26 protein-coding genes are annotated in these 24924 nt (G+C 73.5%); 15 read left to right on the top strand and 11 right to left on the bottom strand.

Annotated features, from left to right (window positions below; translation table 11 throughout):
• Nucleotides 1-37 precede the first annotated feature (37 nt).
• A complete protein-coding gene (locus ACFQBR_RS23845; RefSeq protein ID WP_267945264.1) occupies nucleotides 38-901 on the top strand; it encodes a glycoside hydrolase family 16 protein in 864 nt (287 codons plus the stop codon).
• A gap of 300 nt (nucleotides 902-1201) precedes the next feature.
• Here the strand turns inward: ACFQBR_RS23845 and pdxR are convergent, their stop codons facing one another.
• Nucleotides 1202-2707, bottom strand: coding sequence for a MocR-like pyridoxine biosynthesis transcription factor PdxR (pdxR, locus tag ACFQBR_RS23840; RefSeq protein WP_344181915.1), 1506 nt, complete (start codon nucleotides 2705-2707; stop codon nucleotides 1202-1204).
• 67 nt (nucleotides 2708-2774) lie between these two features.
• Here pdxR and ACFQBR_RS23835 point away from each other — a divergent pair, with 67 nt between their 5' ends.
• From ACFQBR_RS23835 to ACFQBR_RS23805, 7 genes are all read left to right on the top strand, one after another.
• Nucleotides 2775-3719, top strand: a complete 945-nt coding sequence (locus tag ACFQBR_RS23835; protein ID WP_344181917.1) for a DMT family transporter — start codon at nucleotides 2775-2777, stop codon at nucleotides 3717-3719.
• 155 nt (nucleotides 3720-3874) lie between these two features.
• Nucleotides 3875-4654 carry an SAM-dependent methyltransferase gene (locus ACFQBR_RS23830; protein WP_344181956.1) on the top strand — a complete coding sequence of 260 codons (780 nt, stop codon included), beginning with the start codon at nucleotides 3875-3877 and terminating at the stop codon, nucleotides 4652-4654.
• Nucleotides 4655-5449: 795 nt separating this feature from the next.
• A complete protein-coding gene (locus ACFQBR_RS23825) occupies nucleotides 5450-6580 on the top strand; it encodes a methyltransferase domain-containing protein (protein WP_344181920.1) in 1131 nt (376 codons plus the stop codon).
• A gap of 593 nt (nucleotides 6581-7173) precedes the next feature.
• Nucleotides 7174-7905 (top strand): alpha/beta hydrolase, encoded by a 732-nt coding sequence (locus ACFQBR_RS23820; protein ID WP_344181922.1) that lies wholly within the window; start codon nucleotides 7174-7176, stop codon nucleotides 7903-7905.
• A gap of 238 nt (nucleotides 7906-8143) precedes the next feature.
• Complete coding sequence (locus ACFQBR_RS23815; protein WP_267945269.1) at nucleotides 8144-8305, top strand: hypothetical protein; 162 nt, start codon at nucleotides 8144-8146, stop codon at nucleotides 8303-8305.
• A gap of 627 nt (nucleotides 8306-8932) precedes the next feature.
• The gene (locus tag ACFQBR_RS23810) at nucleotides 8933-9667 is read left to right on the top strand and encodes a DUF3159 domain-containing protein (RefSeq protein ID WP_344181925.1); all 735 of its coding nucleotides are present in this window, start codon (nucleotides 8933-8935) and stop codon (nucleotides 9665-9667) included.
• 186 nt (nucleotides 9668-9853) lie between these two features.
• Complete coding sequence (locus ACFQBR_RS23805) at nucleotides 9854-10453, top strand: DUF7691 family protein (RefSeq protein WP_344181958.1); 600 nt, start codon at nucleotides 9854-9856, stop codon at nucleotides 10451-10453.
• 130 nt (nucleotides 10454-10583) lie between these two features.
• Here the strand turns inward: ACFQBR_RS23805 and ACFQBR_RS23800 are convergent, their stop codons facing one another.
• Nucleotides 10584-11174 (bottom strand): helix-turn-helix domain-containing protein, encoded by a 591-nt coding sequence (locus ACFQBR_RS23800; RefSeq protein ID WP_344181926.1) that lies wholly within the window; start codon nucleotides 11172-11174, stop codon nucleotides 10584-10586.
• Nucleotides 11175-11261: 87 nt separating this feature from the next.
• Here ACFQBR_RS23800 and ACFQBR_RS23795 point away from each other — a divergent pair, with 87 nt between their 5' ends.
• Both ACFQBR_RS23795 and ACFQBR_RS23790 read left to right on the top strand, forming a co-directional pair.
• Nucleotides 11262-11888, top strand: coding sequence for a class I SAM-dependent methyltransferase (locus ACFQBR_RS23795; RefSeq protein WP_344181927.1), 627 nt, complete (start codon nucleotides 11262-11264; stop codon nucleotides 11886-11888).
• Between the two features lie 39 nt (nucleotides 11889-11927).
• The gene (locus ACFQBR_RS23790; protein WP_344181928.1) at nucleotides 11928-12428 is read left to right on the top strand and encodes a DinB family protein; all 501 of its coding nucleotides are present in this window, start codon (nucleotides 11928-11930) and stop codon (nucleotides 12426-12428) included.
• A gap of 110 nt (nucleotides 12429-12538) precedes the next feature.
• Here ACFQBR_RS23790 and ACFQBR_RS23785 read toward each other — a convergent pair whose 3' ends face one another.
• The 3 genes from ACFQBR_RS23785 to ACFQBR_RS23775 are packed head-to-tail and all read right to left on the bottom strand — an operon-like array spanning nucleotide 12539 to nucleotide 14099.
• Nucleotides 12539-13270: an ABC transporter permease gene (locus ACFQBR_RS23785; protein ID WP_344181930.1), complete on the bottom strand. Its 732-nt coding sequence runs from the start codon at nucleotides 13268-13270 to the stop codon at nucleotides 12539-12541.
• On the bottom strand, nucleotides 13267-13938 hold the full coding sequence (locus ACFQBR_RS23780) for an ABC transporter ATP-binding protein (RefSeq protein WP_344181932.1): 672 nt from the start codon (nucleotides 13936-13938) through the stop codon (nucleotides 13267-13269). The genes ACFQBR_RS23785 and ACFQBR_RS23780 overlap by 4 nt, the downstream gene beginning before the upstream one ends.
• Complete coding sequence (locus ACFQBR_RS23775) at nucleotides 13935-14099, bottom strand: histidine kinase (protein WP_267945277.1); 165 nt, start codon at nucleotides 14097-14099, stop codon at nucleotides 13935-13937. Before ACFQBR_RS23775 ends, ACFQBR_RS23780 begins: the two co-directional genes overlap by 4 nt.
• 267 nt (nucleotides 14100-14366) lie before the next feature.
• On the opposite strand from ACFQBR_RS23775, the gene ACFQBR_RS23770 reads away from it, so the two are divergent.
• The 3 genes from ACFQBR_RS23770 (at nucleotide 14367) to ACFQBR_RS23760 (ending at nucleotide 16603) form a co-directional block, all read left to right on the top strand.
• Entirely contained in the window at nucleotides 14367-15497 is a 1131-nt protein-coding gene (locus tag ACFQBR_RS23770) for a sensor histidine kinase (RefSeq protein WP_344181935.1), read from the top strand.
• Nucleotides 15485-16165 (top strand): response regulator transcription factor, encoded by a 681-nt coding sequence (locus ACFQBR_RS23765; RefSeq protein WP_344181937.1) that lies wholly within the window; start codon nucleotides 15485-15487, stop codon nucleotides 16163-16165. Before ACFQBR_RS23770 ends, ACFQBR_RS23765 begins: the two co-directional genes overlap by 13 nt.
• Nucleotides 16166-16231: 66 nt before the next feature.
• Nucleotides 16232-16603 carry a VOC family protein gene (locus ACFQBR_RS23760; RefSeq protein WP_344181939.1) on the top strand — a complete coding sequence of 124 codons (372 nt, stop codon included), beginning with the start codon at nucleotides 16232-16234 and terminating at the stop codon, nucleotides 16601-16603.
• 189 nt (nucleotides 16604-16792) lie between these two features.
• Here ACFQBR_RS23760 and ACFQBR_RS23755 read toward each other — a convergent pair whose 3' ends face one another.
• Both ACFQBR_RS23755 and ACFQBR_RS23750 read right to left on the bottom strand, forming a co-directional pair.
• A complete protein-coding gene (locus tag ACFQBR_RS23755; RefSeq protein WP_344181941.1) occupies nucleotides 16793-17293 on the bottom strand; it encodes a hypothetical protein in 501 nt (166 codons plus the stop codon).
• A 54-nt stretch (nucleotides 17294-17347) separates the two neighbouring features.
• Nucleotides 17348-18301 carry a GNAT family N-acetyltransferase gene (locus tag ACFQBR_RS23750; RefSeq protein WP_344181943.1) on the bottom strand — a complete coding sequence of 318 codons (954 nt, stop codon included), beginning with the start codon at nucleotides 18299-18301 and terminating at the stop codon, nucleotides 17348-17350.
• Nucleotides 18302-18567: 266 nt separating this feature from the next.
• Between ACFQBR_RS23750 and ACFQBR_RS23745 the strand changes: the two genes are divergently transcribed.
• A complete protein-coding gene (locus ACFQBR_RS23745) occupies nucleotides 18568-19260 on the top strand; it encodes a haloacid dehalogenase type II (RefSeq protein ID WP_344181945.1) in 693 nt (230 codons plus the stop codon).
• 127 nt (nucleotides 19261-19387) lie between these two features.
• Here the strand turns inward: ACFQBR_RS23745 and ACFQBR_RS23740 are convergent, their stop codons facing one another.
• From ACFQBR_RS23740 to ACFQBR_RS23725, 4 genes are read right to left on the bottom strand one after another with little or no spacing between them, the layout of a single operon-like run.
• Nucleotides 19388-20308: a nucleoside hydrolase gene (locus ACFQBR_RS23740; RefSeq protein ID WP_344181947.1), complete on the bottom strand. Its 921-nt coding sequence runs from the start codon at nucleotides 20306-20308 to the stop codon at nucleotides 19388-19390.
• A 29-nt stretch (nucleotides 20309-20337) separates the two neighbouring features.
• Nucleotides 20338-21240 carry a carbohydrate ABC transporter permease gene (locus tag ACFQBR_RS23735; protein WP_344181949.1) on the bottom strand — a complete coding sequence of 301 codons (903 nt, stop codon included), beginning with the start codon at nucleotides 21238-21240 and terminating at the stop codon, nucleotides 20338-20340.
• A 3-nt stretch (nucleotides 21241-21243) separates the two neighbouring features.
• Nucleotides 21244-22188: a carbohydrate ABC transporter permease gene (locus ACFQBR_RS23730; protein WP_344181951.1), complete on the bottom strand. Its 945-nt coding sequence runs from the start codon at nucleotides 22186-22188 to the stop codon at nucleotides 21244-21246.
• On the bottom strand, nucleotides 22185-23468 hold the full coding sequence (locus ACFQBR_RS23725; RefSeq protein WP_267945286.1) for a sugar ABC transporter substrate-binding protein: 1284 nt from the start codon (nucleotides 23466-23468) through the stop codon (nucleotides 22185-22187). The genes ACFQBR_RS23730 and ACFQBR_RS23725 overlap by 4 nt, the downstream gene beginning before the upstream one ends.
• A gap of 239 nt (nucleotides 23469-23707) precedes the next feature.
• Between ACFQBR_RS23725 and ACFQBR_RS23720 the strand changes: the two genes are divergently transcribed.
• Entirely contained in the window at nucleotides 23708-24709 is a 1002-nt protein-coding gene (locus ACFQBR_RS23720) for a LacI family DNA-binding transcriptional regulator (RefSeq protein WP_344181954.1), read from the top strand.
• Nucleotides 24710-24924: the final 215 nt, after the last annotated feature.

The raw sequence follows: 24924 nt of genomic DNA, 5'->3' as shown, positions 1-24924 counted from the left end.
CGCCCCGCCCAGGCGGGGCCTCCCCCCGGAGCAGACCATGCGCACCGAGCGCTCCCCCCGCACGTTCCTCGCCCCCGTGGCCACGGCGGCCCTCACCCTGCTGGCCCTCCTCTCCCCCGGCGCCGCCTCCGCGTCCACCGCACCCGCCTCCGCGGCGCCCGCCTCCGACACGGTGGACAGCCAGGCCGCCCTGGTGTGGTCCGACGAGTTCAACGGCCCGTCGGGCAGCGCGCCCAACCCGGCCAACTGGAACCACGAGACCGGAAACCACGGCTGGGGCAACAACGAGCTGCAGAACTACACGAACAGCCGCAACAACTCCGCCCTCGACGGCAACGGCAACCTCGTCATCACGGCGCGCCAGGAGGCGAACGGCTCCTACACGTCGGCCCGCATGACCACCCAGGGCAAGGTCCAGCCGCAGTACGGACGCATCGAGGCCCGCATCCAGATCCCCCGGGGCCAGGGCATCTGGCCCGCGTTCTGGATGCTGGGCGGCAGCTTCCCGGGCACGCCGTGGCCCAACTCCGGCGAGATCGACATCATGGAGAACATCGGCCGCGAACCCCACCTGGTCCACGGCTCCCTCCACGGCCCCGGCTACTCGGGCGGCAACCCGCTGACCGGCTCCTACATGCACCCGCAGGGCTGGTCGTTCGCCGACACGTTCCACACGTTCGCCGTGGACTGGCGGCCCGGCTCGGTCACCTGGTCGGTGAACGGCAACGCCTACCAGACCTACACCTCCGCCGACACGCGCGGAAACCCCTGGGTCTACGACCAGCAGTTCTTCATGATCCTCAACGTGGCCGTCGGCGGCAACTGGCCCGGCTACCCGGACGGCAGCACGCAGTTCCCGCAGCGGATGGTCGTCGACTACGTGCGCGTCTACTCGCTCTGAACCGGAGTCACGTCGCTTTCGACCAGCACACAGGCGCGACGGCCGCCGCCCACCGGGCCTTCCCCACCCGGTGGGCGGCGGCCGTCGGCTGTGCCAGGGCCCCGGGCAGCGGCGGGGGCGTGAGCGGGGAGGGCTCGGGAGCCGACGCTGGGGCGGGGAGGGCGTCGGCGTGTTCGCGCGTCGGGGCCCGGTCATGGGCCGCCCGCGTGGGGTCCCCCCCGATTTCCAGCGTAGGCGCCCGTCCGCGCCCCCGACCAGCCCCAGCCGCCGCCCTGTGGACAACCTCCGGCCCGCCGCCCCTCAGACGACCCTGCCGAGCCGCGCGACGGCGTCGCGGAGCCGTTCCGGATCGTGGCCCGCGTAGCTGACCACCAGGCCCGGAGCGCCGGGCGCCGAGCGGTTGCGGCTCAGCGGCTGCACGGCGACCCCCGCGTCCAGGGCGCGGGCCGCGACCTCCTCGTCGTCCGCCCCGTCCGGCAGCATGACCAGCAGGTGGACCCCGGCCGCCACCCCGAGGACCGGGCACCCGGGCATGTATTCGCGCACCGCCGCGACGGCCGCGCGCTGGCGGGCCCGGTGCCTGGTACGCATCGAACGCAGGTGCCGGGCCAGCGTTCCGTCCCTCAGCAGTGCGGCCAGGACGAGCTGGGGCAGCACCGGTGAGCCGAGGTCGGTGGCCCAGCGCCGCTCCACCACCGCGTCGAGCAGCCGCGGCGGCGGGACGAGCCAGCCCAGGCGCAGCGCCGGGGCCAGGGTCTTGGACAGGCTGGAGGTGTAGGCGACGGCGTGCGGGGCGAGGGAGTGCATGGCGCGGACCGGTGAGCGGTCGTAGCGGTACTCGGCGTCGTAGTCGTCCTCGATGACGATCCCGTTCCGCTGCCCCGCCCAGGCCACCAGGTCGCGCCGGCGGCCGGGCGAGAGGACGACACCCGTGGGGAACTGGTGCGCGGGGGTCACGGCGACCGCCGTCGCGGAGGTGCGTGCCAGTCCGGCCACGTCGATCCCCTCGCCGTCCACGGGGACCGGTGTGACGCGGTCCATCCAGTAGCCCAGGATGCGGCGGTTGCCGTCGGCCCCGGGGTCCTCCAGCGCCACCTCCTCCACTCCCCGGTCGCGCAGCACCTGGGCGAGGAGGCTGAGCGCCCCGGTCACCCCGGCCGACACGACGATCCGCTCCGGAGGGGCGTCCACGCCCCTCGACCTGGCCAGCCAGGCGGACAGTTCGACGCGCAGTTCGGGGGTGCCCTGGGGCGGGGCGTAGCCGAGTTGGCGGGCGGTCGCGGTGGCCAGGACCTCGCGCTCGGCCCGCAGCCACGCGCCGCGCGGGAACGCCGCGAGGTCGGGCAGACCGGTGGAGAGGTCCGTGACCTCGGCGGGCGCGGTGCGGCCGGGCGTGACCGCACCGGGACCGGGCGTCCGCCCGGGCCGTCGACCCAGTTCGGGGGAGGGTACGGCGGCGGGGCCGCCTGTTCCCCCAGCTCCGGGGCGGGAGCCGGCCCCGGACCGGGTGCGGGGCACCACACCGGGCGACGGCTCCCGGAGGACGGGGCCCGCCGCCACCGTGGTCCCGGCTCCACGGTTGGCGGCGAGGAGCCCCTCCTCCGTGAGGCGCCGATAGGCCTCCACGACGGTGCCGCGCGCGAAGCCGAGGTCCTCGGCCAGGGCCCTCGTCGCGGGCATGCGCGCCCCCGGCCCCAGGACGCCGGTACCGATCGCCTCGCGCAGGGCGGAGGCCAGCCAGCCGGTGCGCCCACCCCTGGGGACCCCGGCGGCGTCGAGTTGGAGGAAGTCGGAACCCTTGCTCATTTGGACCACTCTATTGCGCCGGACTTGGCCCTGTCGGCGGGACCAAGGAGGGGCCAGTCTGGACCGCATGCAGACAACACCCGTCCCGTCCTCCCCGCGCCCCCGCACCGCCCCCGGCTCCCCCGGCATCCTGTGGGGGCTGTGGCCCGCCCTCGCCGGCATGGCCCTGCTGGGCAGCAGCGTCGCGGTCATCGGAGCGACCGCCGGGCTCCCCGCGTTCGGCCTCCAGAGCGCCCGGTACGCCGTCGCCGCCCTCACGGTGGCGGCCCTGGCCCGCCTGCTCGGCAAGCGCCTCGTACTCCCCCGGGGCCGCGACCTCCTCTGGGTCGCCGGAGGCGCCCTCTCGGGCCTGGTCGGCTTCAACATCGCCGTGGTGATCGGCACCGCGCACGCCGAACCCGCCGTCCTGGGCGCCGCCGTCGCCTGCATCCCGATCGTCCTCTCGGTGGCCGGCCCGCTCACCCGCGGTAAGCGCCCGTCGCGGCGGCTTGTCGCCGGGGCCGTCGTCGTCAGCCTCGGAGCGGTCGCGGTGACCGGCTGGGGCACCGCCGACGCCCTCGGCATCCTCATGGCCCTGTCCCTGATCGCCCTGGAGGCGGGGCTCACCCTGTTCGGCGCACCCGCGCTGCCGCGCATGGGGGCGTGGAGCTACACGGCCTCGACCGCAGCCGTGGCGGCGCTGGTGTTCGCCGTGCTGTCCGCCGCGACCGAGCGCGCGGAACTCGGCCTGCTCCTCACCCCCGCGTCGCTGGGGGCGGTCGCCTACCTGGGGGTCGTGGCGACCGCGCTGGCGTTCGTCCTGTGGTTCACGGGTGTGGGGCGCATCGGGGCGGGCGGCGCGGGGCTCGCCGCGGGCGCGGCCGCACCGGCCGCGGCGCTGATCGGCGCCCTGTTCGGCGCGCCCCTCCCCACGGCCGGGACCTGGCTGGGGATGGCGGCGATCGGGCTCGGCCTGGCCGTCGGTTTCGCCCCCCTGCGGCGCCGCACGGCGGCCGGTCCCGGGCGGCGGTAGCCGTCCGCCGCAGCTCGCCTGAGACACTGGAGTCCCGTGGTGGCAGGGCTTCCCGCGCTGTGCCACTCTGTTCGACCGGACAGGGTCCCCTCCCCCGGTCGACCCGTGAGGACAGAAGCGAGCCGCATGTGACCCCCTCCGAGGCACGTCCCCCGATGATCGACGCCTCCGTGCCGCAGTCGGCCCGCGTCTGGAACTACTGGACGGGCGGCAAGGACTACTACCCGGCGGACAAGGCGGTCGCCGACGAGATCCTGGAGACGAACCCGCACGTCCTGGAGATCGCCAGGGCCGCCCGCGACTTCCTGCGCCGGGCGATCACCCGGCTGGTCCACGAGCACGGGGTGCGCCAGTTCCTGTGCGTCGGCAGCGAGCTGCCCACGGCGCAGGACGTCCACGTGATCGCGCAGGCGGCGGCCCCGGAGTCGCGCGTGGTCTACGTGGCCGACGACCCGCTCGTGCTGGCGCACGCACGGGCCCTGCTCGTGGGGACCGCGGAGGGCGCGACCGGCTACGTGGGGGCCGACATCCGTGAGACGGGGAGGATCGTCCGGGAGGCGGCCCGGACCCTGGACCTCTCCCGGCCGGTGGCGCTCGTCCTGGCCGGGGTGCTGGCCCACGTCACCGACGACGGGGAGGCCCGTGTCCTGGTGGCCGAACTCATGGCGGCCCTGGCCCCGGGGAGCCTCCTGGTCGTCTCCGACGACACCGACGTGATCCACCCCGAGGAGATGGACGCGATGGTGCGCCGGTGGAACGCCTCGGGCGGGAGTCCCCGCGTGAACCGCACCCCCGAACGGCTCGCGGCGTTCTTCGAGGGCCTGGAACTGCTCGAACCCGGGGTCGTCTCCTGCCCCCGCTGGCGGCCGGACCCCACCGAGGTGGGCTCGGTCAACGACGTGGACGAGCACTGCGGGGTGGGTCGCAAGCCCTGACGCGTGCTCCCGCACCTGCGGTGCCGCCCGTGTCCGGCCCTGTTCCTGGACGCGGCGCGGCGGTGTGCGCCCGACGATGTGCGACCCGGGCCCCGTCCGGCCACCCGGACCTTCGTGCCGGGGTCAGGGGCAGCGCCTCTGCTCCTCTTCCCGAGCACTGGCCGGAACATGGCCGGACGTGCACTCTCCCGGGTAGATGTGGACGGTCAGAGCGGTCTCGCCACTGACGCTGTAGGCGCGGATGCGTGCCGCGTCGGAGGCCGTGGCCGTGACCTCCTGCCGTGAGGCCGGCGTCGGTGAGGGTGTCGGCTCCGGCGCGCCGGCCGCCTGCGGGGAGTCCTGCCTCTGCTGCTCCCAGACCGCGCCCTACCCCCCTCTCCCGACATCCCACCGACCGAGAAGGCCGCTCCCCACACCAGAGGCGCGGCGGGAGAAGGCCGTCGGCGCCGGGCCCGTGGGCCCGGCGCAGCACGACGGCCCATCCCGACGCGCGTGGGGCTCACACCGGCGAAGAAGGGACGCTCAAGGACCCGGCCTTCGCGAGTGAGGCGGCCCAGGAGACTGGCGGTACCCCTGCTCAACGCGGTGCAACCCGCGCTGTCCGGCATCGGCCGGTCCACTGACAGATCAGTCACGGTGAGTTACCGTCACTCTGAATCCTCTCCCTGAGCGACAGGACAGTGCCATGACGGCCAAGCACCAGGGTGCTCCCAAGCCCAGCAAGCCCTACGAACCGCCGCCGCAGTCCCCCGACACGCCGCCCCCGGGCGGCAGAACCCGCGAGAAGCCCAAGTAATGCCCGGGACCGACAACCTGGTCGACGCGCTGACGCGGTCGGGGTACCTGACCGAACCGCGTTGGCGCGACGCACTGCGCTCCGTACCGCGTGAGAAGTTCGTCCCGGCCCGGGCGTGGGCGGTTCCCACGGACGGCGCTCCGCCCCACCCCATAGACCGGGGCCGGGACCCCGACGCCTGGCGTGCGGCGGTCTACACCGACACCGCCGTCGTCACCCAGCTCGACGACGGCGAAGGCGACCTGACCCTCGGCACCGGGACGGGGACCAGCTCCGCGTCCGCGCCGGGCATGGTGGCCGCCTTCCTCGAACTGCTCGACCCCTACCCCGGCGACCAGGTGCTGGAGATAGGCACCGGGACCGGGTGGACGGCCGCGCTGCTGTCCACCGTGCTCGGCGCCGACGCCGTGACCTCGATCGAGGTCGACGAACAGGTCGCCCGGCAGGCAGCGGTGAACCTGGAACGCATAGGCCTCACCCCCACCCTCGTCACGGGCGACGGGGCACTGGGCTGGCAGTCGGGCGCCCTCTACGACGGGGTCCACGCCACCTGCGGCGTGCGCGAGGTCCCGATGGCGTGGGTGGAGCAGACCCGGCCGGGCGGCACCGTCGTCGCGCCGTGGGTGCCCGGGTTCGGCCACGGCCACCGGGTGAGACTCACCGTCCTCGACGACAGCCGCGCCGTCGGCCGGTTCGCGGGCGGCAGCACCTACATGCTGATGCGGGCCCAGCGCCCCGCCGGCCCCGACTTCGACGGAGAGGGCTGGCGCGAGGGGTCGACACTGCTCGACCCCCGCCGGGTCATGCGCGCCGCGCCGGGGGCCCACGTCACCGTCAGCGCCATGGTCCCCGGGGTCCAGGCGCACGGAGCCGACGGGGAGGGGGGCGCCTTCCAGGTGTGGATGTGGGACGGCTCCTCCCAGGCCCGTATCGCCTACGACCCCGGCTACGCCCGGACAGGCGTCGAGCAGAGGGGTCCGCGCGACCTGTGGGACGAGGTGGAGAGGGCCTACCTCACCTGGGCGGGATGGGGAATGCCCGGCCGGGACCGCTTGGGGCTCACCGTCACCGCGATCGGCCACCAGGTGTGGATCGACGAGCCCGACAACCGGGTGGCCCCGCCCCCCTGACGGGAAGAGCCCTGCCGGACCGGCACCGGCAGGGCCTTCCATGACGTCGCCGGGGACCAGCGGTCCTTCAGCGTCTCCCCCGGCAACGAGGGCCGACAAGCCCCGCCACGCGGACCGAAGCCGGTGGACCACGGCGCGATCCCACATGCGTGGGGGCTCACGAACCCCCCGACCTCCAGGTGGACCCGACCGCCCCGGCTGCCGAGCTGCGCGCCAGGCTGGCGGTACGCGGTTCACACGGGCGGGGCGAGTTCTACCAGCTGGGCAGTCCCCACCCCGGACACGACGACAACCCGTCCTGGAGGACAGGCGCTCATGCCCTTGACCTTCTCTGCACTTGTCGAGCGAGCGGCTGTGGATCCGTTGGAACTTGCTGGCTGAGCGTGATCGCCTTCGCGGCGGGCTCCGGAGCCTCCGCAAAAACCCGTTGGTGGACCACCGCGACCATTGCTACTTTTCCGGAGGCCGTGCCGGAGAGCGAGGAGGTGGTACCCGTGAACGCAGTATCAACATGGGTGCTCCCCTCCGGGGTCATGGTCGGACGATAGGTCGTCCGGGAGCGCCGTTCAAGAGCACTCCTGAAAGGCACGACCGTGCGATTCACTTCCGGACAGCGCCTCGACGACGGCGTCCTCGAGCGCGAATTCACTCTCGGCGAGATCCCCGGCCTCCTGTGGACGCCCGGATCCGTATCCGCACCGGCCCCGCTGATCCTGCTCGGCCACCCCGGCGGACTGCGCAAGATGTACCCCCGGCTGGCGGAGCGGGCCCGGCACTCCGTGGCGGAGGGCTTCGCCGCGGCCACCATCGAGCTCCCTGGGGGCGGTGACCGGCCTCGTTCGGCCGCCGCCGAGGAGGCCCGCGCCGACTTGCTCCGGGCGCTGGGGGCCGGTGAGCCGGTCAACGACGAGATCGTCGACCGGCTCGTCCTCCCGCTGGTCGAGAAGGCGGTCCCGGAATGGCGGACCGCACTGGACGCCCTCCTTTCGCTGCCCGAGATCGGCGGCCCGGTCGGGTTCTCGGGGGGAGTGATCTCCATCGGCATCCGGCTGGCGGTGGTCGAGCCGCGCATCTCGGCAGCCCTTCTGTTCGCCGGGAGTTTTGTGCCCCGCACCATGTTCGAGGAGGCCCGGCAGGTCACCGTTCCGCTGCAGGTCCTGTTGCAGTGGGACGACGAAGGAAACGACCGGCAGCTGGCCCTGGACCTGTTCGACGCCTTCGGTTCCAGGGAGAAGACGCTGCACGCCAATATGGGCGGGCACACCGGCGTCCCGCAGTTCGAGGGGGACGCCGGGAACCGGTTCTTCGCCCGGCACCTGAAGTGAGGCCGGCCCGCCAGGCCGACAGCAGACGGTAGGAGCTGGCGGCCAGAAGCCGCTCATCGAGGACAGGTCCCGGCCATCCTCGACGGCGGTGGCCAACAGATGCACAACCGCCCCGACCGCGGTGGTACCAGCCGGTCGGGGCGGCGCGTCTCCGGATTCCCGCCCGCCCCCTACACCGACCACCCGGACTATGATCCGGCGTGGACTCTCACCTGACCCCCAAGCCCCGAGGGAGACCATGAGCACGAAAACGTGGGTCTGGATTTCGTGGGCGACGCTCGCCCTCGCCCTGATCACCCTCTTGCCGGGCGCAGCGTGGTGGGCCTGGGCCATCTGGGCCCTGATCGCCGTCGGCGTCATCACTCTCCACGCCCTGGCTCGGCGCGCTGAACTCATGTAGACACCGAAGCCCGCCCCGCTTCCCTGGGGGCGGGCTTCCGTCATCCCTGCGGCACCTCCATGCAGGCCTGGCCGGCGACCGTCTCGACGTCGCCCCTCGACACGTCAGCCTCGCCCCACAACCGCCGGTACGGCTCGGCCTTTCCCGGCGCCGACCAGCCGGTCGAGCATCATCCCGATGAGAGCACGCTGTGAGGGCGGCAGTGAAACGAGCCACGCGACCCCCACACCTCGGGGTGGACTGAGGCCAACCGCACGGGCACCGGGTCTCCCGAGCGGCTCAGAGCGGAGCGAAGAAAGCTCCGCTCCGGGCACGCGCGGCCGACCCCGCCGGAACGGGCCGCGCAGTCCTGGGAGCGGGGCGCCGCACGGGCCCGGAGGGGCGGACGTGACCGAAAGGCCGCACTCCCCGGCACGGACGCGTCGGAGAACCGTCAGGGACCGACGGAAAGTTCGATTTTTTCATCGCACAGGATCTCCGCAGGTCAGGAACCCGGAGAGGGCATCACTCACCGTCGCGCCCGGGGACTTTTCGTGACGAGCAGGTTGACCATGCCGCAACGGCACGGTTTTGACTGGTTCCACAGCGGCACAGAACCACTCACGACGAACCCACCGGGAGGACGCGATGACCGCAGCCAAGGACCTCGACACCGGCCTCACCCACGAGACCTCCCCCGGCCTCACCCCGCCCCCCGTCCCCGGACCCGACCGCGCCGACGAGGCTCCCGAGCAGCCGGTGGACATGAAGCAGGCCGTGCTCGACGGGCTGGGCGGCCCCTCCGGGATGGTCTACACGACCCTGCCGGTCGTGGCCTTCGCCCTGGCCGTCCCCTTCATGTCGCTCATGGCCGCCATCGGCGCCGCGATCGCCATCGCCGCCGCCCTGGCCGTCTTCCGGATGTGGCGCGGCGAGAAGCTCATGTCCGCGCTGGGCGGGGTGTTCGGCGTCGCGGCCGCCGGAGGCGTCTCCGCCATGACCGGGTCGGCCAACGACTTCTTCCTCATCGGGATCTGGGCCTCCTTCGCCGGAGGGATCGTCACGCTCCTCTCCCTCCTGGTCCGCCGCCCGCTCACCGGCGTCATCTGGAACGCCGTCCACGGCGGCGCCCACCCCTGGCGCGAGGACCGTCCCACCCTGCTCGTGCACGACCTGGCGACCCTCGCCATAACCGCGGTCTTCGCCGGCCGGTTCATCGTCCGCCAGTGGCTCTACGTCGCCGACTCCACCGCCGGCCTGGCCATCGCCGACACCGTGACCGGCTTCCCCCTGACCACCCTGGCCGCCGTCGCCGTCGTCTGGGCCTTCCGCCGCTCCACCAAGCGCCTGGTCAAGACCGACACCGCCACCGCGCAGGACTGACCGGACCGGCACCGAGACCGGGCCGGCCCCGGCGGGCCGCAGGAAGGGACGAGGAGGACCGACATGGGATGCAGCGCTCCGACGGAGACGGGCGTCACCGGCACGGGTTCGCTCCCCCGGCCCCTGGAGACCACCGGCACCGACCTCCGCTCCCCGATGTCGTCGCCGGGCGATAGCTTCCCCGCTATGAGCTACTCGCTGACGACATACGTGGTCGACCTCGACGTCCTGCACGCATCCGTGGGGTCGAAGGACGACAAGCTCCGCCGGATGATCGGCGGCCGGTTCAAACAGCACCTGAGCGGCTTCGACGACCAGTTCTCCCACGTCTCCGACGAGGGCGGCCCCTCCATCCGCGACGCGATCCGCGCGGTCATCGAGGGCGGCCCCTTCGACGAGCAGTACGGCTTCGTGTACGGCTACGCCTACAAGTGGATCTGCGCGTTCCACGGCCGCTCCCTGTTCAACAACGACTTCAGCCCCATGAGGTCGGGGTGGCTGGAGACGGTCGACAAGGGCTTGGCGGAGCTGGGGGTGACCGCGGTCGGCGTCGAGGAGTTCAGTTTCGGCTGTGTGCCCTCACCCCTTCCCGCGCCCGAGCTCGAGCCGTGCTACGGCGAGTGGAGCCTCACCGAGTGCCGCAAGGCCCTCGAACAGTGGGAGGCCGCCACCGATGAGGGCAAGGCTGCCCTGGACCCCTCCGTCCTGAGCGCCGCCGAGTCCTGCATGGACTGGTGCCGGACCGCGGTCGCGGCCGGACGGGGCGTCGCGGGGTTCTTCTTCTGAGCAGCGTTCGGGCCCGCTCCGGGGCTGCGGTGAGCCGCGGGGCGGGCCCGAGCCGTGCGCGGCTCCCGGCCCCGGGAGTGGGGCGGCCGGAGGCTCCCGCCCGGGCGTTCGTCCCGGCCCCGACCGCGTCTCAGCTGCCCTGGGACGCGGTACCCGTGCGCACGTGCGCGCGCACCCCCTGCAGGTCGAACAGGATGAGGAGCTCGACCGCCCCGCCGTCGGCGCTGCCCAGCCAGTGCGGCTGGGACGTGTCGAACTCGGCCACCTCGCCGGGCGGCAGCGTCAGGTCCCGCTCGCCGAGCACGAGCCGCAGGCGCCCGTTGAGCACGTACAGCCACTCGAACCCCTCGTGGGTCTTCGGTGTCGGTTCGAGCGGGGCGGGCACGGCGGGGATGACCATCTTGAACGCCTGCGTGCCGCCCGGCCGCCTGGACAGCGGCACGAAGACCATTCCGAACCGGCGGATCGGCTTCAGGTGGATCCGGGGGTCCCCGGTGCGCGGGGCGCCGACCAGGACGTCCAGGGGGACGTCGTAGGTGCGGGCCAGCGGCAGCAGCAGTTCCAGGGTCGCCCGGCGCCGGCCGCTCTCCAGCCGGGACAGGGTGCTCTCCGAGACCCCGGTCGTCGCGGCGAGGTCGGCGAGGGTGATGCCGCGCTCGCGGCGCAGCGCGCGCAGTCGGGGTCCGACCACGTCGAGAACGTCTTCTGTTTCACGGTCCATCCCGCCAGCTTGCCAGAACCGCAAGTTTTCGTGCCAGATCGTGGTGGGTGCGGTGAGACTGGGAGCATTCCGACTGAAGGAGCCCTTATGGACACCACCGATGCGGTCACGTTCTGGAACGACGTCCACTCGTCCCACCCCGCGGCCACCGACCCGCAACCCAACGCCCGCCTCACCGAGGTGGTCGCGGACCTGCCGCCCGGCCGTGTGCTGGACCTGGGGTGCGGAGGCGGCGGTGACGCACTGTGGCTCGCCCGGCGCGGGTGGCAGGTCACCGCCGTGGACATCTCGGCCGTGGCGGTCGAGCGCCTCACCGGCCTCGCCCGCTCACACGGCCTGGGCGACCTGGTCGCCGCCGAGCGGCACGACCTGGACGCGTCCTTCCCGCAGGGCCGGTTCGACCTGGTCAGCGCCCACTACCTCCAGACCTTCTTCGCCCTGGACCGGGCGGCCGTCCTGCGCTCGGCGGCGCACGCGCTGCGTCCGGGCGGGCGGCTCCTGGTCGTCGACCACGGTTCGGTCGCGCCGTGGTCGTGGAACCAGGACCCCGACGCCCGGTTCCCGTCCCCGCAGGAGGTCGCCGAGGGCATCGCCCTGGACCCGGCGTCGTGGACGGTCGAGCGGGCCGAGGCCCCCCGCCGGATCGCGACGGGTCCGGACGGGAGCACCGCCGAGGTCACCGACCACGTCCTGATCGTCCGCCGCACCGCCTGACCGGTGCAGGGAACCGCTCCACCGACGAAGGAGGCCACCGTGCCGACCCTCCACCGCCGCGACCGCCGCGGCGACACCCCTCCGCCGCGGACCGGCGGCGGTGAGGCCGAGGTCCTGCGCGGGTTCCTCGACTACCTGCGGGCCTCGATGGCCGCGAAGGTCGCCGGCGCCCCCGAACCGCAGGTCCGGTCGGCCGGGGTCCCCTCCGGCACGAACCTGCTAGGCCTGCTCGACCACCTGGCCTCCGTCGAGGGCGCGATGTTCCTCGGTGAGGAGGTCACCGACTGGCAGGCGACGTTCCGGGCCGGGCCCGAGGACGGCGTGGCCGACGTCGTCGCCCGCTACGAGAGGACGGTCGAGCGCGCGAACGCCGTTCTCGACGGGTGCGCCGACCTCGGCGCACCGCTCCCCCGGACGCGGCCGGGCCGTCCCGCCCCCAGCGTCCGGTGGGCCCTCGTCCACATGATCGAGGAGACCGGCCGCCACGCCGGCCACGCCGACATCCTCCGCGAGCAGATCGACGGCGCGACCGGGCGCTGATCCCGGTTCCCGGCGCGTGTGCCCCGCCCCGGGCACACCGCCGCGCCGCACAGGCGGACCGGCCCGGGGCACGTCCCCGGGCCGGTCCACCTCCGCAAGACAGCCCCGTGTCAGCGCAGGTACCGGCGGCGCGTGACGAACGCGAGGTTGGCCGCCAGCGGCAGCACGAGGGACAGGGCCGTCACCGCCCAGCCCGCGGTGAGGGCCTGCGCGGGGTCCGGGTAGGCCGCGTCGGGGACGATCATGCCCAGGCTGATCCGGTAGGCGAAGCACGTGGGGATCACGTACGAGAAGTCGGCGGCCATGAACACGAGGGTGGCCACGGTCAGGCCGATCCCGAAGACGTTCACGATGACGACGTTGCGGGTCACCAGCGTCAGCAGGGCGCACAGGAGCGCGACGGAGGCGATCGAGACGCCGACGAGGAGCCAGTAGGCGGCGCTCATCCGCAGGATCCCGGCTCCGGGGTTCTCGACCAGGAAGAACACCACCAGGCCCACGTGGTTCACCGCCGCCATCAGCACCACCAGGGAGCAGGCGACGGCCAGCTTCGCCGCCCACAGGGCGGGCCTGGAGCGGCCGCAGGTCAGCCACTCGAAGTAGGTGCCGTTCCTGAACTCGGTGTGGAAGCAGGCCGCGACGGTCGCGCACACCACCAGGGGAAGGACCATCGTGTACTGGTTGTGGAAGGTGAAGTAGAAGCGGTCCGGGGTGGGCTCCCCGCCGTTCACCGCGTGGTTGGCGACCACCAGGGCGAAGGGGACGACGTTCAGGACCAGGACGGCCCACACGAACCTCTCCCTGCGGATCTTGCGGACCTCGTTGGCGACCAGCGTCCTCATGCGCCCTCCCCCAGTATCGCGGCGTACAGCTCCTCCAGGTCGCCCAGGACCTCGGAGGCGTCCATGCGCCGGACGATCCGGCCCTCCCGCATGAACAGCAGGTGGTCGGCGAGGGAGGCGATCTCGGTCAGGTTGTGGCTGGAGACGATCATGCTCGTCCCCCGTTCGCTCTGGACGGCCCGGATCAGCTCCCTGATGTCGCGGATGCCGAGGGGGTCCAGGCCGTTCGTCGGCTCGTCCAGCAGCACCAGGCCGGGTTCTCCCAGGAGCGCCCGGGCGATGCCGAGCCGCTGCCGCATGCCCAGGGAGGTGCGGGAGAAGCGCAGGTCCGCCCGGCCGCCCAGGCCGACCTCCTCCAGCAGACCGGGGACCTCGCCCAAAGGGGTCCCCAGGTAGCGGGCGTGCAGTTCCAGGTTCTCCCGCAGGGAGAGGCTGCCGTAGAACGCCGGGTACTCGATCAGGCGGCCGATGCGCAGGCCCCTGGCGTGCTCGACGGCTCCGGTGTGGTCGTTGGCGCCCAGGACCGACTTGAGCAGGGTGGTCTTGCCCGAGCCGTTGGGGCCGAGCAGTCCGTACACCCGGCCGGTTTCGACCCGCAGGTCGACGTCCCGGAGCACCTGGTGGCGGCCGTGGGCCATGGAGACGCCGCGGATGTCGAGCAGGGTCACGGGATCACGATCCACAGGCCGAAGAGGACGGCGTAGACGAGGAGCAGGGCGCCGGGGAGGGCGTACCCCTTCGTCCCGCCGGGAGAGAGGAAACGGGCCGCCGCGATGGTGACCGCGCCCGCGAACGCGATCATCGACGCGACCAAGAGCACCGCTGACATGCGACTCCTTGTCGTCGTGGTCGTGCCCCGGACGTGTTCCGGGGCAGCACCGATCACGCTAGGGAGGCGCCGCCGTGGAGGGCAGTGTCCCGGGTGCCGGGCCCGCCGCCCCGGGTCCCGGTCGGGGCCGACCGGGGGCCCGGGGGCGTGTACCCGGGTACCGGCGGGGTGGCCGCGGGTACCGTCCGGAGAGGACCGCGGTACCCGCTTCTCCGGAGGTCCGCCGCTGCGGACAACCCCGGTGAACAGCGGCTATACGGTGTGCTCGTGAGGATTCTCGGCAGTCTCGCCCCCTGGTCGACCGTGGTGTTCGCCGCCCTCGCGGCCACCGACTCCTACCTCGGCAACATGATCACCGTCCCCTGGCCCCTCCTGGCGGCCGACGCCGCACTGGGAGCCGTGCTCATCGCGGGGAACCGCCGGTTCGGGGACCGCCCCTGGGCCCCGTGGCTGGTCGCCGCCGCGCCGGCCGTGTCGTCGGCCTCCGCCGGACTGGCCGCGCTCGCGGTCGCCCGGGAGGCCTCGGGGAGGAGGTGGCGGACGGTCGTGCCCCTGTGCGGGGTCTTCGCCGCCGCCCTGGCCTTGTGCCTGCACAACCCCTGGTCCCCCGTGAGCCCGATCGGGCCCCTGTGGGTCGAGCTGCTGCTCGTGGCCGCCGCCGTCGCCGCCCTGGCCGCGGCCTCGGCCTACCGGGGCGCCCGCGTCGACCTGGTCCGCGTGCTGCGGGAGCGGGCACTCGACGCCGAGCGGCAGCAGCGCTTCCGCGTGGAGAACGCCAGGATGGAGGAGCGCAACCGCATCGCCCGGGAGATGCACGACGTGCTGGCCCACCGGCTCACGCTCATCTCGCTGAACGCCTCCGCGCTCACCCACCGCCCGGACCTCGGTCCCGCCGACCGGGACGCCCTGGCCCGGGAGATCCTCGCCAACACCCGCCAGTCGCTCGCGGAGGTCCGCGGCGTCCTCTCCGACCTGCGCTCGGCGGAGGACGGGCACGGGGACCGGCCGCAGCCGACCTTCGACGAGCTCGGGCGCCTGTGGGAGGAGAACCGCAGGGCGGGTGTGCGGCTGCGGGTGCACGACGAGGTGAGCGGCCGTCTCCCGGCGCCCGCGAACGTGGGCCGCCACGCCTACCGCATCCTCCAGGAGGCCCTCACCAACGCCCGCAAGCACGGCGCGCCCGGGCCGGTGGACGTGCGCGTCGTGCCCGAGGCCGACGGGACCGTCCTCATCGAGGTCGCCAACCCCCTCCCCCGCTCCCCCGCCGAGGGCGCGCCGGGCCCGGGGGTGGGGCTCGTGGGGCTGGCCGAGCGCGCCGCCATCTGCGGGGGCTCCCTGGACTGGGGCGAGACGGAGGACCGCTTCGAGCTGAGGGTGCGCCTACCATGGTCGCCGTGAGCGAACCCGTACGAGTGGTGGTCGTCGACGACGACCCGATGGTCAGGCGCGGCCTGCGCCTGCTCCTCGGCGGCGGGCCGGTCGAGGTCGTCGCGGAGGCCGGCGACGGCGAGGAGGCGGTGCGGGTCGTCGCCGAGCACGCCCCCGACGTGGTCCTCATGGACCTGCGCATGCCCGGCACCGACGGGGTGGCCGCGACCGAGCGCATCCGCGGCGCCCCCGGCGCGCCGCCCGTGCTCGTCCTCACCACCCTGGACTCGGACCGCGCCCTGGTCCGCGCCCTGCGCGCGGGCGCGAGCGGCTTCCTGCTCAAGGACGCGCCCCCGGACGAACTCGTCGAGGGAGTCCTCGCGGTCCACCGGCGGCGCCCGCACCTGGCCGACGCGGCCACCCGGCGGCTCATCGACCTCGCCGTCGGGAGCGCCGAGGACGAGGCGCTGCGAGGCGCGCGGGAGCGCGTGGCCGTGCTCTCGGCCCGCGAACGCGAGGTGGCGCTCGCCGTGAGCCGGGGCCTGTCCAACACCGAGATCGCCGAGGCCCTCTTCATGAGCGTCAGCAACGTCAAGGCGGTCGTGGGCCGGGTGATGGCCAAGCTGGACGCCCCGAACCGGGTCCTCGTCGCCAACGCCGTGCGCGACGCGCGGCTGGGCGACGGGGGCCGGGGGTAGGTCCGCCCCGGGAACGCCTGGGGAGCGTGCGACAGGTCCGCGGGGCCGTCCTGCAGGGTCCCGGCCATGGGAAGCCGAATCGCAGTGGTCGCCATCGACGCGACCGATGCCAGGACAGTGGCCGGATTCTGGAGCCGTGTCCTGGACTGGCCGATCGTGGACGAGGCGGAGGACGGGCTCACCCTCGCCCCGTCCGGGGACGCCGGGATCGGGATCGACGTGTTCACCGTGCCCGAGCGCAAGACCGTCAAGAACCGCCTGCACCTGGACCTGAGGGTCACGGGCGGACTGACGGTGGCCCAGGAGCTGGAGAGGCTGAGGGGGCTGGGTGCGGTGACGGTGGACGTGGGGCAGCCCGAGGACGCCCGGTGGACGGTGCTGGCCGACCCGGAGGGCAACGAGTTCTGCCTGCTGCACGGGCGCGACGGGTCCCCCTGAACCGGGGCCGCGCCCCCGGCGCGCTGCGCGGGGCCCTGAGGCCGATCCGCGATCGGCAGCGCGTCCCCCGTCTCGAAGGGCGGCGTCGCCGGCCCAGGACCTCCGCGGTCCGGGGACCGCGGGTCCTCCGCCGGTGCGCCCGGAACGTCGCGTGGTTCCCGGGGTGTCCGGCCGACCGGGAGTGTGCGGTCAGGGTGCCGGCGGGACGGGGTCCTCCGCCCATGCCGCCAGTGCCCCGAAGTCCGCCGCCCTCAGACCGGCCGCCGGGTCGACCCGGTGCAGCAGCGCCGGTCCGCCGTGCCGCTCCGCCACCCACGCGCGGTCGGCTCCGGTGACCTCGTCGTCGATCCACGCGAAGGCGCGTCCCGCCGCGTACCCCACGATGCCCGGGGTCTTGAAGTGGACCGGCTCCGGCGCCCCCTCGTCGCCGGAGGGGAACTCGCACACCGGCAGTCGGGGCAGGCCGATGCGGGGGCCGATCAGGGTGTTGGCGTCGTCCCTCCAGGTGGTCGCCCAGACCAGCTCGAACGGCAGGGCGAGGAGTGCGGCGCCGTGGGCCCGCTTGAGCTTGACCGTGAACCCCTCGATGCTGTGGCGGACGTACCCGGCGCGTCGGGCACTGCGGTTGCCGCGGTCGTAGGGGTTGAGCGGGCCGTCGATGTCGACGAACAGCAAGGGGCGCCGTTGCACGGTGTTCCTCCCTCATCGATGGGACGGTCCGGTGGTTGCCCGAACGACCGCTCCTCAGCCCGGGGTCCCGGCCTTGACGAGCGGCGCGTCCCGTGTGAACTCCCGGAACCCGACGCCGTAGTACAGTCCGCGCGCCCCGGGATGACCCGGCGCGCCCAGGCAGGCGACCGTCGCCTGAACGGCCCCGGCCGCCCGCGCCAGAAGCATCCCGTGCAGGAGCATCGCCCTTCCCAGCCCCAGGCGCCGGTGGTCCGGGTGCGTCCCGACGGGCTCGAACTCGACGGTCCTGTTCGCCTCGTCGAGCCACATGACGGCCGAGGCCGCCATGGTCCCGTCCGGCGCCTCCACCAGCAGGTGCAGGTCGCCCCGGTACCCGTCCGTCTGCCGGACGCCCCGGTACCCCTCGGCCGTGTACGCCGAGGGGGCCCAGGCGTCCAGGTGGGCCCGGACCGCGGCCTCCGGCCCGGCCTCGTCGGCGGTGCGGAACCGGTACCCGGCGGGCAGCACCGGCTGTTCCACGTCGGCGAGGTCCCGCACGTTGAGCTGGGTCCAGTCCCCCGTGTCGCCGAGGGAGGCCGGATCGGTCACGTACCCGTGCTCCGTCCACCGCCGCAGGGCGAACCCGTCGGAGGCGCCTGGCAGCACGGAGCGCTCGAGACCGGCCGCCGTGGTGTCGTACCAGTCGATCACCTCGTCGACCAGCCCTGCGTGGTCGGGATGCACCTGGTACGCCAGATAGGTGCTGGTGACGTCCTTCACCGATCCATCGCTCAGCTCCACGCGGCGCGGCAGGTGGGCCCAGCCCCACGCCACCAGCTCCCCGCCGGAGAACCACAGCCGGCGGCGCCAGCTCGCGCCGACGGCGGCGTGCCCCCTGCCCCAGTTCCACGCCAGCTCGCCGAATGACGCGTCGCTGTTCACCAGGTCCGGGCGGACGGCGGTGACACGCTGCGCCAGACCCTGCATGAGCCGCACGTCCGCGGCGGTCAGAAGTTCCGGGTTCGTCATACCGCGTCACTGTGGCAGGGCTCCGCGCAGCCGTCGAGCCATTTTCCGGGGCCCGCGAATTCCTCGCGGCAGGGGGTCGGCGCCCGGCCGCGGGTCCGCAGGCCCGGGACCGGCAGCGGACCGGCAGGTCGGATAAACGCGCCTGACACGGGGGGCCCGGCGCACTATGCTCGCCCGCGAACCCGGCACAGCGCCGAACCCCGCGCCCCTCCGACGGGGCCCCGCGCGCCGGACCGCGCGGGCCGAGACGCCCAGGAGCGACCCCCTTGACACCCCACCCCGACATCGACGTGGTCGTCTTCGACATCCTCGGGACCATGGTCGACGAACCCGCCGGTCTCAGGCGCGGTCTGCGCGCACTGCTCCCGGACACCGACGAGGCCGGGGTGGGCGAGCTCGCCGCCCTGTGGCACGGACACGTCGACGAGCAGCAGCGGGAGATCCTCGCGGGCCGACGCGCCTACGCCGACAGCACGGTGCTCGACCTGGAGGCGGCGACGCGCGTCGCGGCCCGGGCCGGTGTCGGCGACGCCGACGCGATCCGCGCCCTGGCGGCCTCCGGGCAGCGGCTGGACCCCTGGCCGGACTCCGTCCGGGCACTGGACAGGATCGCCTCCCGCTTCCCGGTGGTGGGTCTGTCGAACGCGAGCCGCGCGGCGCTCACCCGCATCGGCGCCCACGCCGGTCTGCGCTGGCACCAGGTGCTCTCGGCCGAGGAGGCGCGCAGCTACAAGCCCCGTCCCGACGTCTACCGGCTCGCGATCGCCAACGCGGGCTGCGCGCCGGAACGCCTGCTCATGGTCGCCGCCCACGCCTGGGACCTCCGGGGCGCCCAGGCGGTGGGCATGAGGACCGCCTACGTCGAACGCCCCGTCGGGGACCCGCCCGGGGCGGCGGACGCGTTCGACCTGGAGGCGAAGAGCCTCGACGACCTGGCCGCAGCCCTCGGGGCGGCCTGAGGCCACGGCACCGGGGCCGCGCGTGGCGCTCCCCCGCAGCACGGGGGCCCGCACCCGGGGGCCGTGGAACGCAGCGGCCCCCGGACGCGCAGGCCCCGTCATCCCCTCCCGGGGAGCCCGGGCGGCTTCAGGCCTCTGCCGCCGCCGGCTCGCGCCCGGTTCCCGCCGCGACGATCCCCCGCACGATCTCCTCCGGGACCTCGGCCGTGTCCAGGTCCCGGACCAGGCGGGTCCGACCGCCGCCGGGCCTGAAGACGCTCGCCCCGGCGTCCTCCCCCTCCGTCTCGATCAGGACCGTGCCCGGCTCGGACAGTGTGAACAGCTCCGGTCTGGCCATGCTCAGGACCGCCACCGGGTCGTGGGGCACGTTCCACTGCTCGTCCCAGAACTTCCACCACTGGTCGATGTCGGCGGCCAGCGCGCCGCCGAGCGCGCCCGCGGCCCCGAGTCGGCGCAGGTGCGGCTCCAGCACCTTCACCCTGCGTGTGACCTCCAGGCCGGTGACCACGGCGCGGATGCCCGAGGAGAAGACCCGGTGCGCGGCCAGGGCGTCGCTCCGGAAGTTGTGCTCGGTCCTCTCGACGTCGTCGAACGCGCCGCCCATCACCCACAGGGTGCGCACGTTCTCCGCGAAGCCGGGATCGGCCTCCAGCGCCAGGGCGATGTTGGTCAGCGGACCGATGGCGAGGACGTCGACCTCCCCGGGCCGCTCGGCCACCGTGCGGACCAGCCACTCGACGGCGGACCCGTCCTCGTAGGCCTCCCCGTCCAGGCCCGTGTGCAGCGACCCCTCGTGCCCCGCCCACCACACCTCGCGGCCGGAGAGCGGCTTCCCCTCCCCGGCCCGCACGGGCAGGGCGAGCCCGGCCAGGGCCCCGTAGCGCCGGGCCAGCCGCGCGCGCAGCGCGGTGTCCCCGTACACCGTCGCGACCCCGAGCAGGTCCACCCCCGGCAGTCCGAGGAGCAGGGCGAGCGCCATGGCGTCGTCCACGTCCGTTCCGATGTCGGTGTCCAGGACTACGGCGCGGGCGGTAGGGGCGGCGGGCATGGAGGAGCCTTTCGTGTGGTTCGACGGGCTCACTTGAGCCCCGAGGTCGAGACGGACTGGATGAAGTACTTCTGGAGGGAGAGGATCACGACCAGCGGCACCAGGATCAGCACCACGGACCCGGCGAACATCAGGCCGTAGTCCACGCTGAACTGGCCCTGCATGTTGGCCAGGGCGACGGGGCCGACGACGTGCTCGGCGTCCGTCCCCATGAGCAGCGGCCACACGTAGGCCTGCCACTGGAACAGGAACAGCATCAGGCCCGCCCCCATGAGCGCGGGCCTGGACAGGGGCAGGTAGATCCGCCAGAACACGCCCCACCAGCTGAGGCCGTCCAGGCGGCCGGCCTCCACCAGTTCCTCCGGGACGGCGAGGAAGAAGTTGCGCAGCATGAAGATCGCCATGCCGTTGCCGAGGCCGGGCAGGATCAGCCCGGTGAAGGTGTTCTGGAGGTTCCAGTCGCGGAACAGGTCCGCGAGCGGGATGGCGATCGCGTCGAACGGGATCAGGAAGCTGACCACGATCACCGCGAACACCGCGCCCTGGCCGCGGAACCGCAGCGCGGAGAGCCCGAACGCGGCCGTGGCGCACAGCACCAGCCCCACCACGACCGTGACCGCGCTGATGAGCAGCGAGTTGAGGATGCCCCGGCCCAGGCCCGTCCCCACCAGGGCCGTGTAGTTGTCGAGGGCCGGTGTCAGGGTCAGGAAGGTCTCCCAGCCGACCGGCGACAGGAAGCGGAACGTGTCGGCGCTCGGCCTGAGGGAGTTGGTGAGCACCCAGAGCAGCGGGACCACGAAGACGAGTCCCACCACGGCGCCCGTGGCGGTGATCAGGGCCCTCCGTGTGCGGGGGCGCCGCCGTGTCCGCCCTGTGGGGCGGTCCGCCCGGGCGGCCGGCGCCCCGGGGCCGGAGGAGGTGTTCGTCGGCATCGCTCAGTCCTCACTTCGCAGCATGCGGAACTGGACGGCGACGATCACGAGGGTGATCACCACCAGCACGACCACCTCCGCCTGGGCGCGCCCCATGTCGCCGAGCGAGTAGGCGCGGGAGTAGATGTCGTACATGAGGAGGTTCGTGGACCCCTCCGGCCCGCCCCCGGTGAGGATCTGCACGGGCGCGAAGACCAGCAGGTTGGAGACGGTGGCCGCGACCAGGACGAACGAGAGCGGCCTGCGCAGCATCGGCAGGGTGACGTTGAGGAACGCGCGCACCGGCGACGCCCCGTCCAGCTCCGCCGCCTCGTAGAGTTCGGCCGGGATGTCGTTGATCCCCGCGATGAGGAACAGCATCCAGTAGCCGACGCCGATCCACGACAGCAGGACGATGATCGAGGCCAGCGCCTGGTCGGGTGAGGTCAGGAACCCCTGAGGGGGCAGTCCGACCACCGCCAGCAGGGCGTTGGCGAGCCCGCCCTCGGGACGGAAGATCACGCTCCAGACCACGGCGGAGACCGCGGGCGGGGTGGCGATCGGCAGGATCACCAGCGCACGCCACACCTTGGAGCCGGCCATGCGGCGGCGCGTGTACAGCACCGCCAGCGCGACGGAGACCGCCACCTGCAGCGGGTTCACCACCAGGGTGAAGAGCAGGGTCACCGCCACCGCTCCGCGGAAGTCGGCGTTGGCGAACAGGTCGAGGTAGTTGCCGAGTCCGACGAAGCTCCTGCCGGACAGCAGGGACGTGTGGTGCAGGCTCTCCCAGAGGGCCGTCGCGCCGGGCAGCAGCCGCAGGAGGGTGAGCGCCACCAGCGAGGGCAGCAGGAACGCGAGCGCGACCGCCGCGGTCCCGCGCCACCACGGGCGCCGGTAGTGGCCGGGCCGGGGGCGGGCGCCCACGGCCCGCCCGCCGTCCCCGGCCCGTGTGGAGGGACCGCTCATCGCAGCGGGGCCCAGGCGTCTTCGAGCTGCTCCCCGGCCTGTTCCAGCCGGGACGCGGCGTCGGAGCCGTTGCGGATGTCCGCGAAGGCCGTGTTCATGACCTCCTCGAACTGGGCGTAGCCGACCGTGACGGGCCGCACCACCCCGGTGTTGGCCACCTCGTGGGAGATGAGGTCGGCGGCTCCGGCGCTCCGGTCGCCCGCCAGGGCGTCCATGCGCGGCAGGTACTCCTCGGCGGCCTCGGTGTTGGCCGGGATGATCGTCTGGCGCTCGGTGCTGGCGAGGTTGCCGGCGGGGTCCAGCGCCGCGTACTCCAGGAACAGGCGTGCGGCGTCCTTGGCCTGCGAGGCGGGGTTGACGCCCCAGGACCACGACCCGGAGGGGGTGACCTCCTCGCCGCCCTCGAAGTAGGGCATCGGCGCGACCGTCCAGTCCACGTCGGAGTCGGCGAACTCCCCCAGGTCCCAGGGGCCGCCGACGAAGAAGGCGACGTCCCCGCCGGAGAAGAGGGGGCTGGTCTCGAAGGTGCCGACGCCCCGCGGGGAGAGCCCGTCCTCGAAGGTCGCGCCGAACCACTCCATGGCCTCGACCCACTCGGCGTTGGCGACGTCCTGGTCGAGCATGTCCTCGCCGACGACCCCGCTCCCGCCGCCCTTGGACTCCATGAGCGGCTGGAGCTGGTAGTAGAAGTCGGTCTGCTCCAGGAGCAGGCCCCACTCGGTGCCGGCCTCCTGGGCCGCCTCGGCAGCCTCCGCGGTCTGCTCCCACGTCCAGCGCTCGGAGGGGTCGGTGCCCGGTCCCTCGATGTCGGCGGCGGCGAGGGCGTCCTGGTTGACGAACATCAGCTGCGTGGAGTTCCACACGGGCAGGGCCCAGAGCTTGTCCTGGTGGATCCCGGTGGAGTACTGGCCCTCCGTGGTGGCCTCGCGGGCGCGGTCCTCCAGGTCGGAGAGGTCCTCCAGGAGCCCCTGGGCGGCCATCCACGGCACGCGGGGCTGGTCGACCGCGTAGACGTCGATGGACTCGTCGCCCGCGGAGAGCCGCTGCTGGACCGTGCTGTTGTACTGGTCGAAGGGCACCTGGGTGTACTCGACGGTGTAGCCCTCGTGGGAGGCCTCGAAGGCCTCGATGAGGGGCTCGAAGAAGGCCGGGTCCTCCGGGCCGAGGAACTGGATCGTCCCGTCCCCGCCCCCGTCACCGGAGCCCGGGGAGCAGGCCGCGATCAGTGCCAGGGATGCCGCTCCGGCGACGGACGCCAGGACTCTCTGTCGTTTTCTCATGGACGGTGACCTTTCGAGGCGGGTTCCGGCTCGCACGGCACTGCTGGGTCGCGGAGGCCTTCACCGGGAAGTCAGCGATCTATGCGCTTAGATATAAGCTAGCAAACCTCATGTGAACGGTAAATGACAAGGTCGGGGGCCCGATTCGTGACCCGGCGCCCTCCGGGCGCCCCCGCACCCGGGCCGCCCGCGGGGACGGCTACCCTCACGCTAGGGAGAACGGAAGGGACTGGTGCCGCATGGCGACAGCACGGGACGTCGCGCGACGGGCGGGTACCTCCACCGCCGTGGTCTCCTACGTGTTCAACGACGGACCGCGCGGGGTGGCCCCGGCGACCCGGCAGAAGGTCCTCGACGCGGCGGCCGAGCTCGGCTACCGGCCGAACGCGCTGGCGCGCTCCCTCTCCAGCGGCCGGACGCACTCGATCGGGCTGATCGTGCCCGACATCTGCAACCCCTACTTCGCGGAACTGGCCCGCGCCATCGAGGACGCCGCGGGGGTCCGGGGCAACCTGCTGCTCATCGCCGACTCCGCGCTCTCGGCGGAGCAGGAGCGCCGCCACACCCGCTCGCTCGTCGAGCGCCAGGTCGACTCGGTCGTGCTGGTCTCGGTGTGCGACGAACCCGACCTCGGCGAGTTCTTCGAGGCCGGCATCCCCGTCGTCGCGCTGCACCCGATCTCGGACCGCGAGCGCGCCTCGTCGATCACCATCGACTACGAGGCCGCCGCCCAGCGGGCCACCGAGCACCTCCTGGCGCACGGCTACGGGAGCATCGTGCTGCTCAACGGCCCGGTCGAGTCCACCGGGGCACGGCAGCACCGCGCGGGCTTCGACAGGGCGGTCGCGGGCGCGGAGGGCGTGCGCGCGTGGACGATCCGCTCGGAGATCTCACGGCACGACGCCGCGGAGTCCGCCTACACGCTGCTGAGCGGGGCGGACCGGCCGCGTGCCGTCTACTGCACCACCGACGAGCAGGCGTTCGGCGTCCTGTACGCGGCCCACCGGGCGGGACTGACGGTCCCCGACGACCTGGCCGTCGTGGGGTTCGACGGCACCCGCAACTGCCTGGTGTCGATCCCCGCCCTGACCACGGTGCAGCAGCCCACGGAGGCCATGGCGCGGCGCGTGGTGGAGATCCTCGCGGGCCGCACCGTGAACGACGACCCCGTGCACGAGGTCCTGGGCTTCGAGTTCGTCGCACGCGCCTCCAGCGGCGGGCCGGCTCCCGGATCAGCGTGAGCCGCGCCCCGCGCGCCGCCCGGGGTTCCCGTGGCGGACGCCCGCCCGCTCGGTGAGCGGACGGGCGTCCTGTTCAGTCATCCCCCTCGGCACCTCGGAGGGGCGGGCCGGATCAGTTCAGCGGCGGGTAGGCGTTGTCCAGCAGCTCCTGGAACTGGGCCGAGAACCAGTGGCCCGAGATCGGGGCGTCGGCCAGCGCGCCGCTCATGTTGTAC

The sequence above is a fragment of the Nocardiopsis tropica genome (assembly GCF_042660575.1).
Taxonomy (GTDB): Bacteria; Actinomycetota; Actinomycetes; order Streptosporangiales; family Streptosporangiaceae; genus Nocardiopsis; species Nocardiopsis tropica.
Note: the sequence above shows the minus strand (reverse complement) of the source record. Positions and strands in the feature narration are given on the sequence as shown.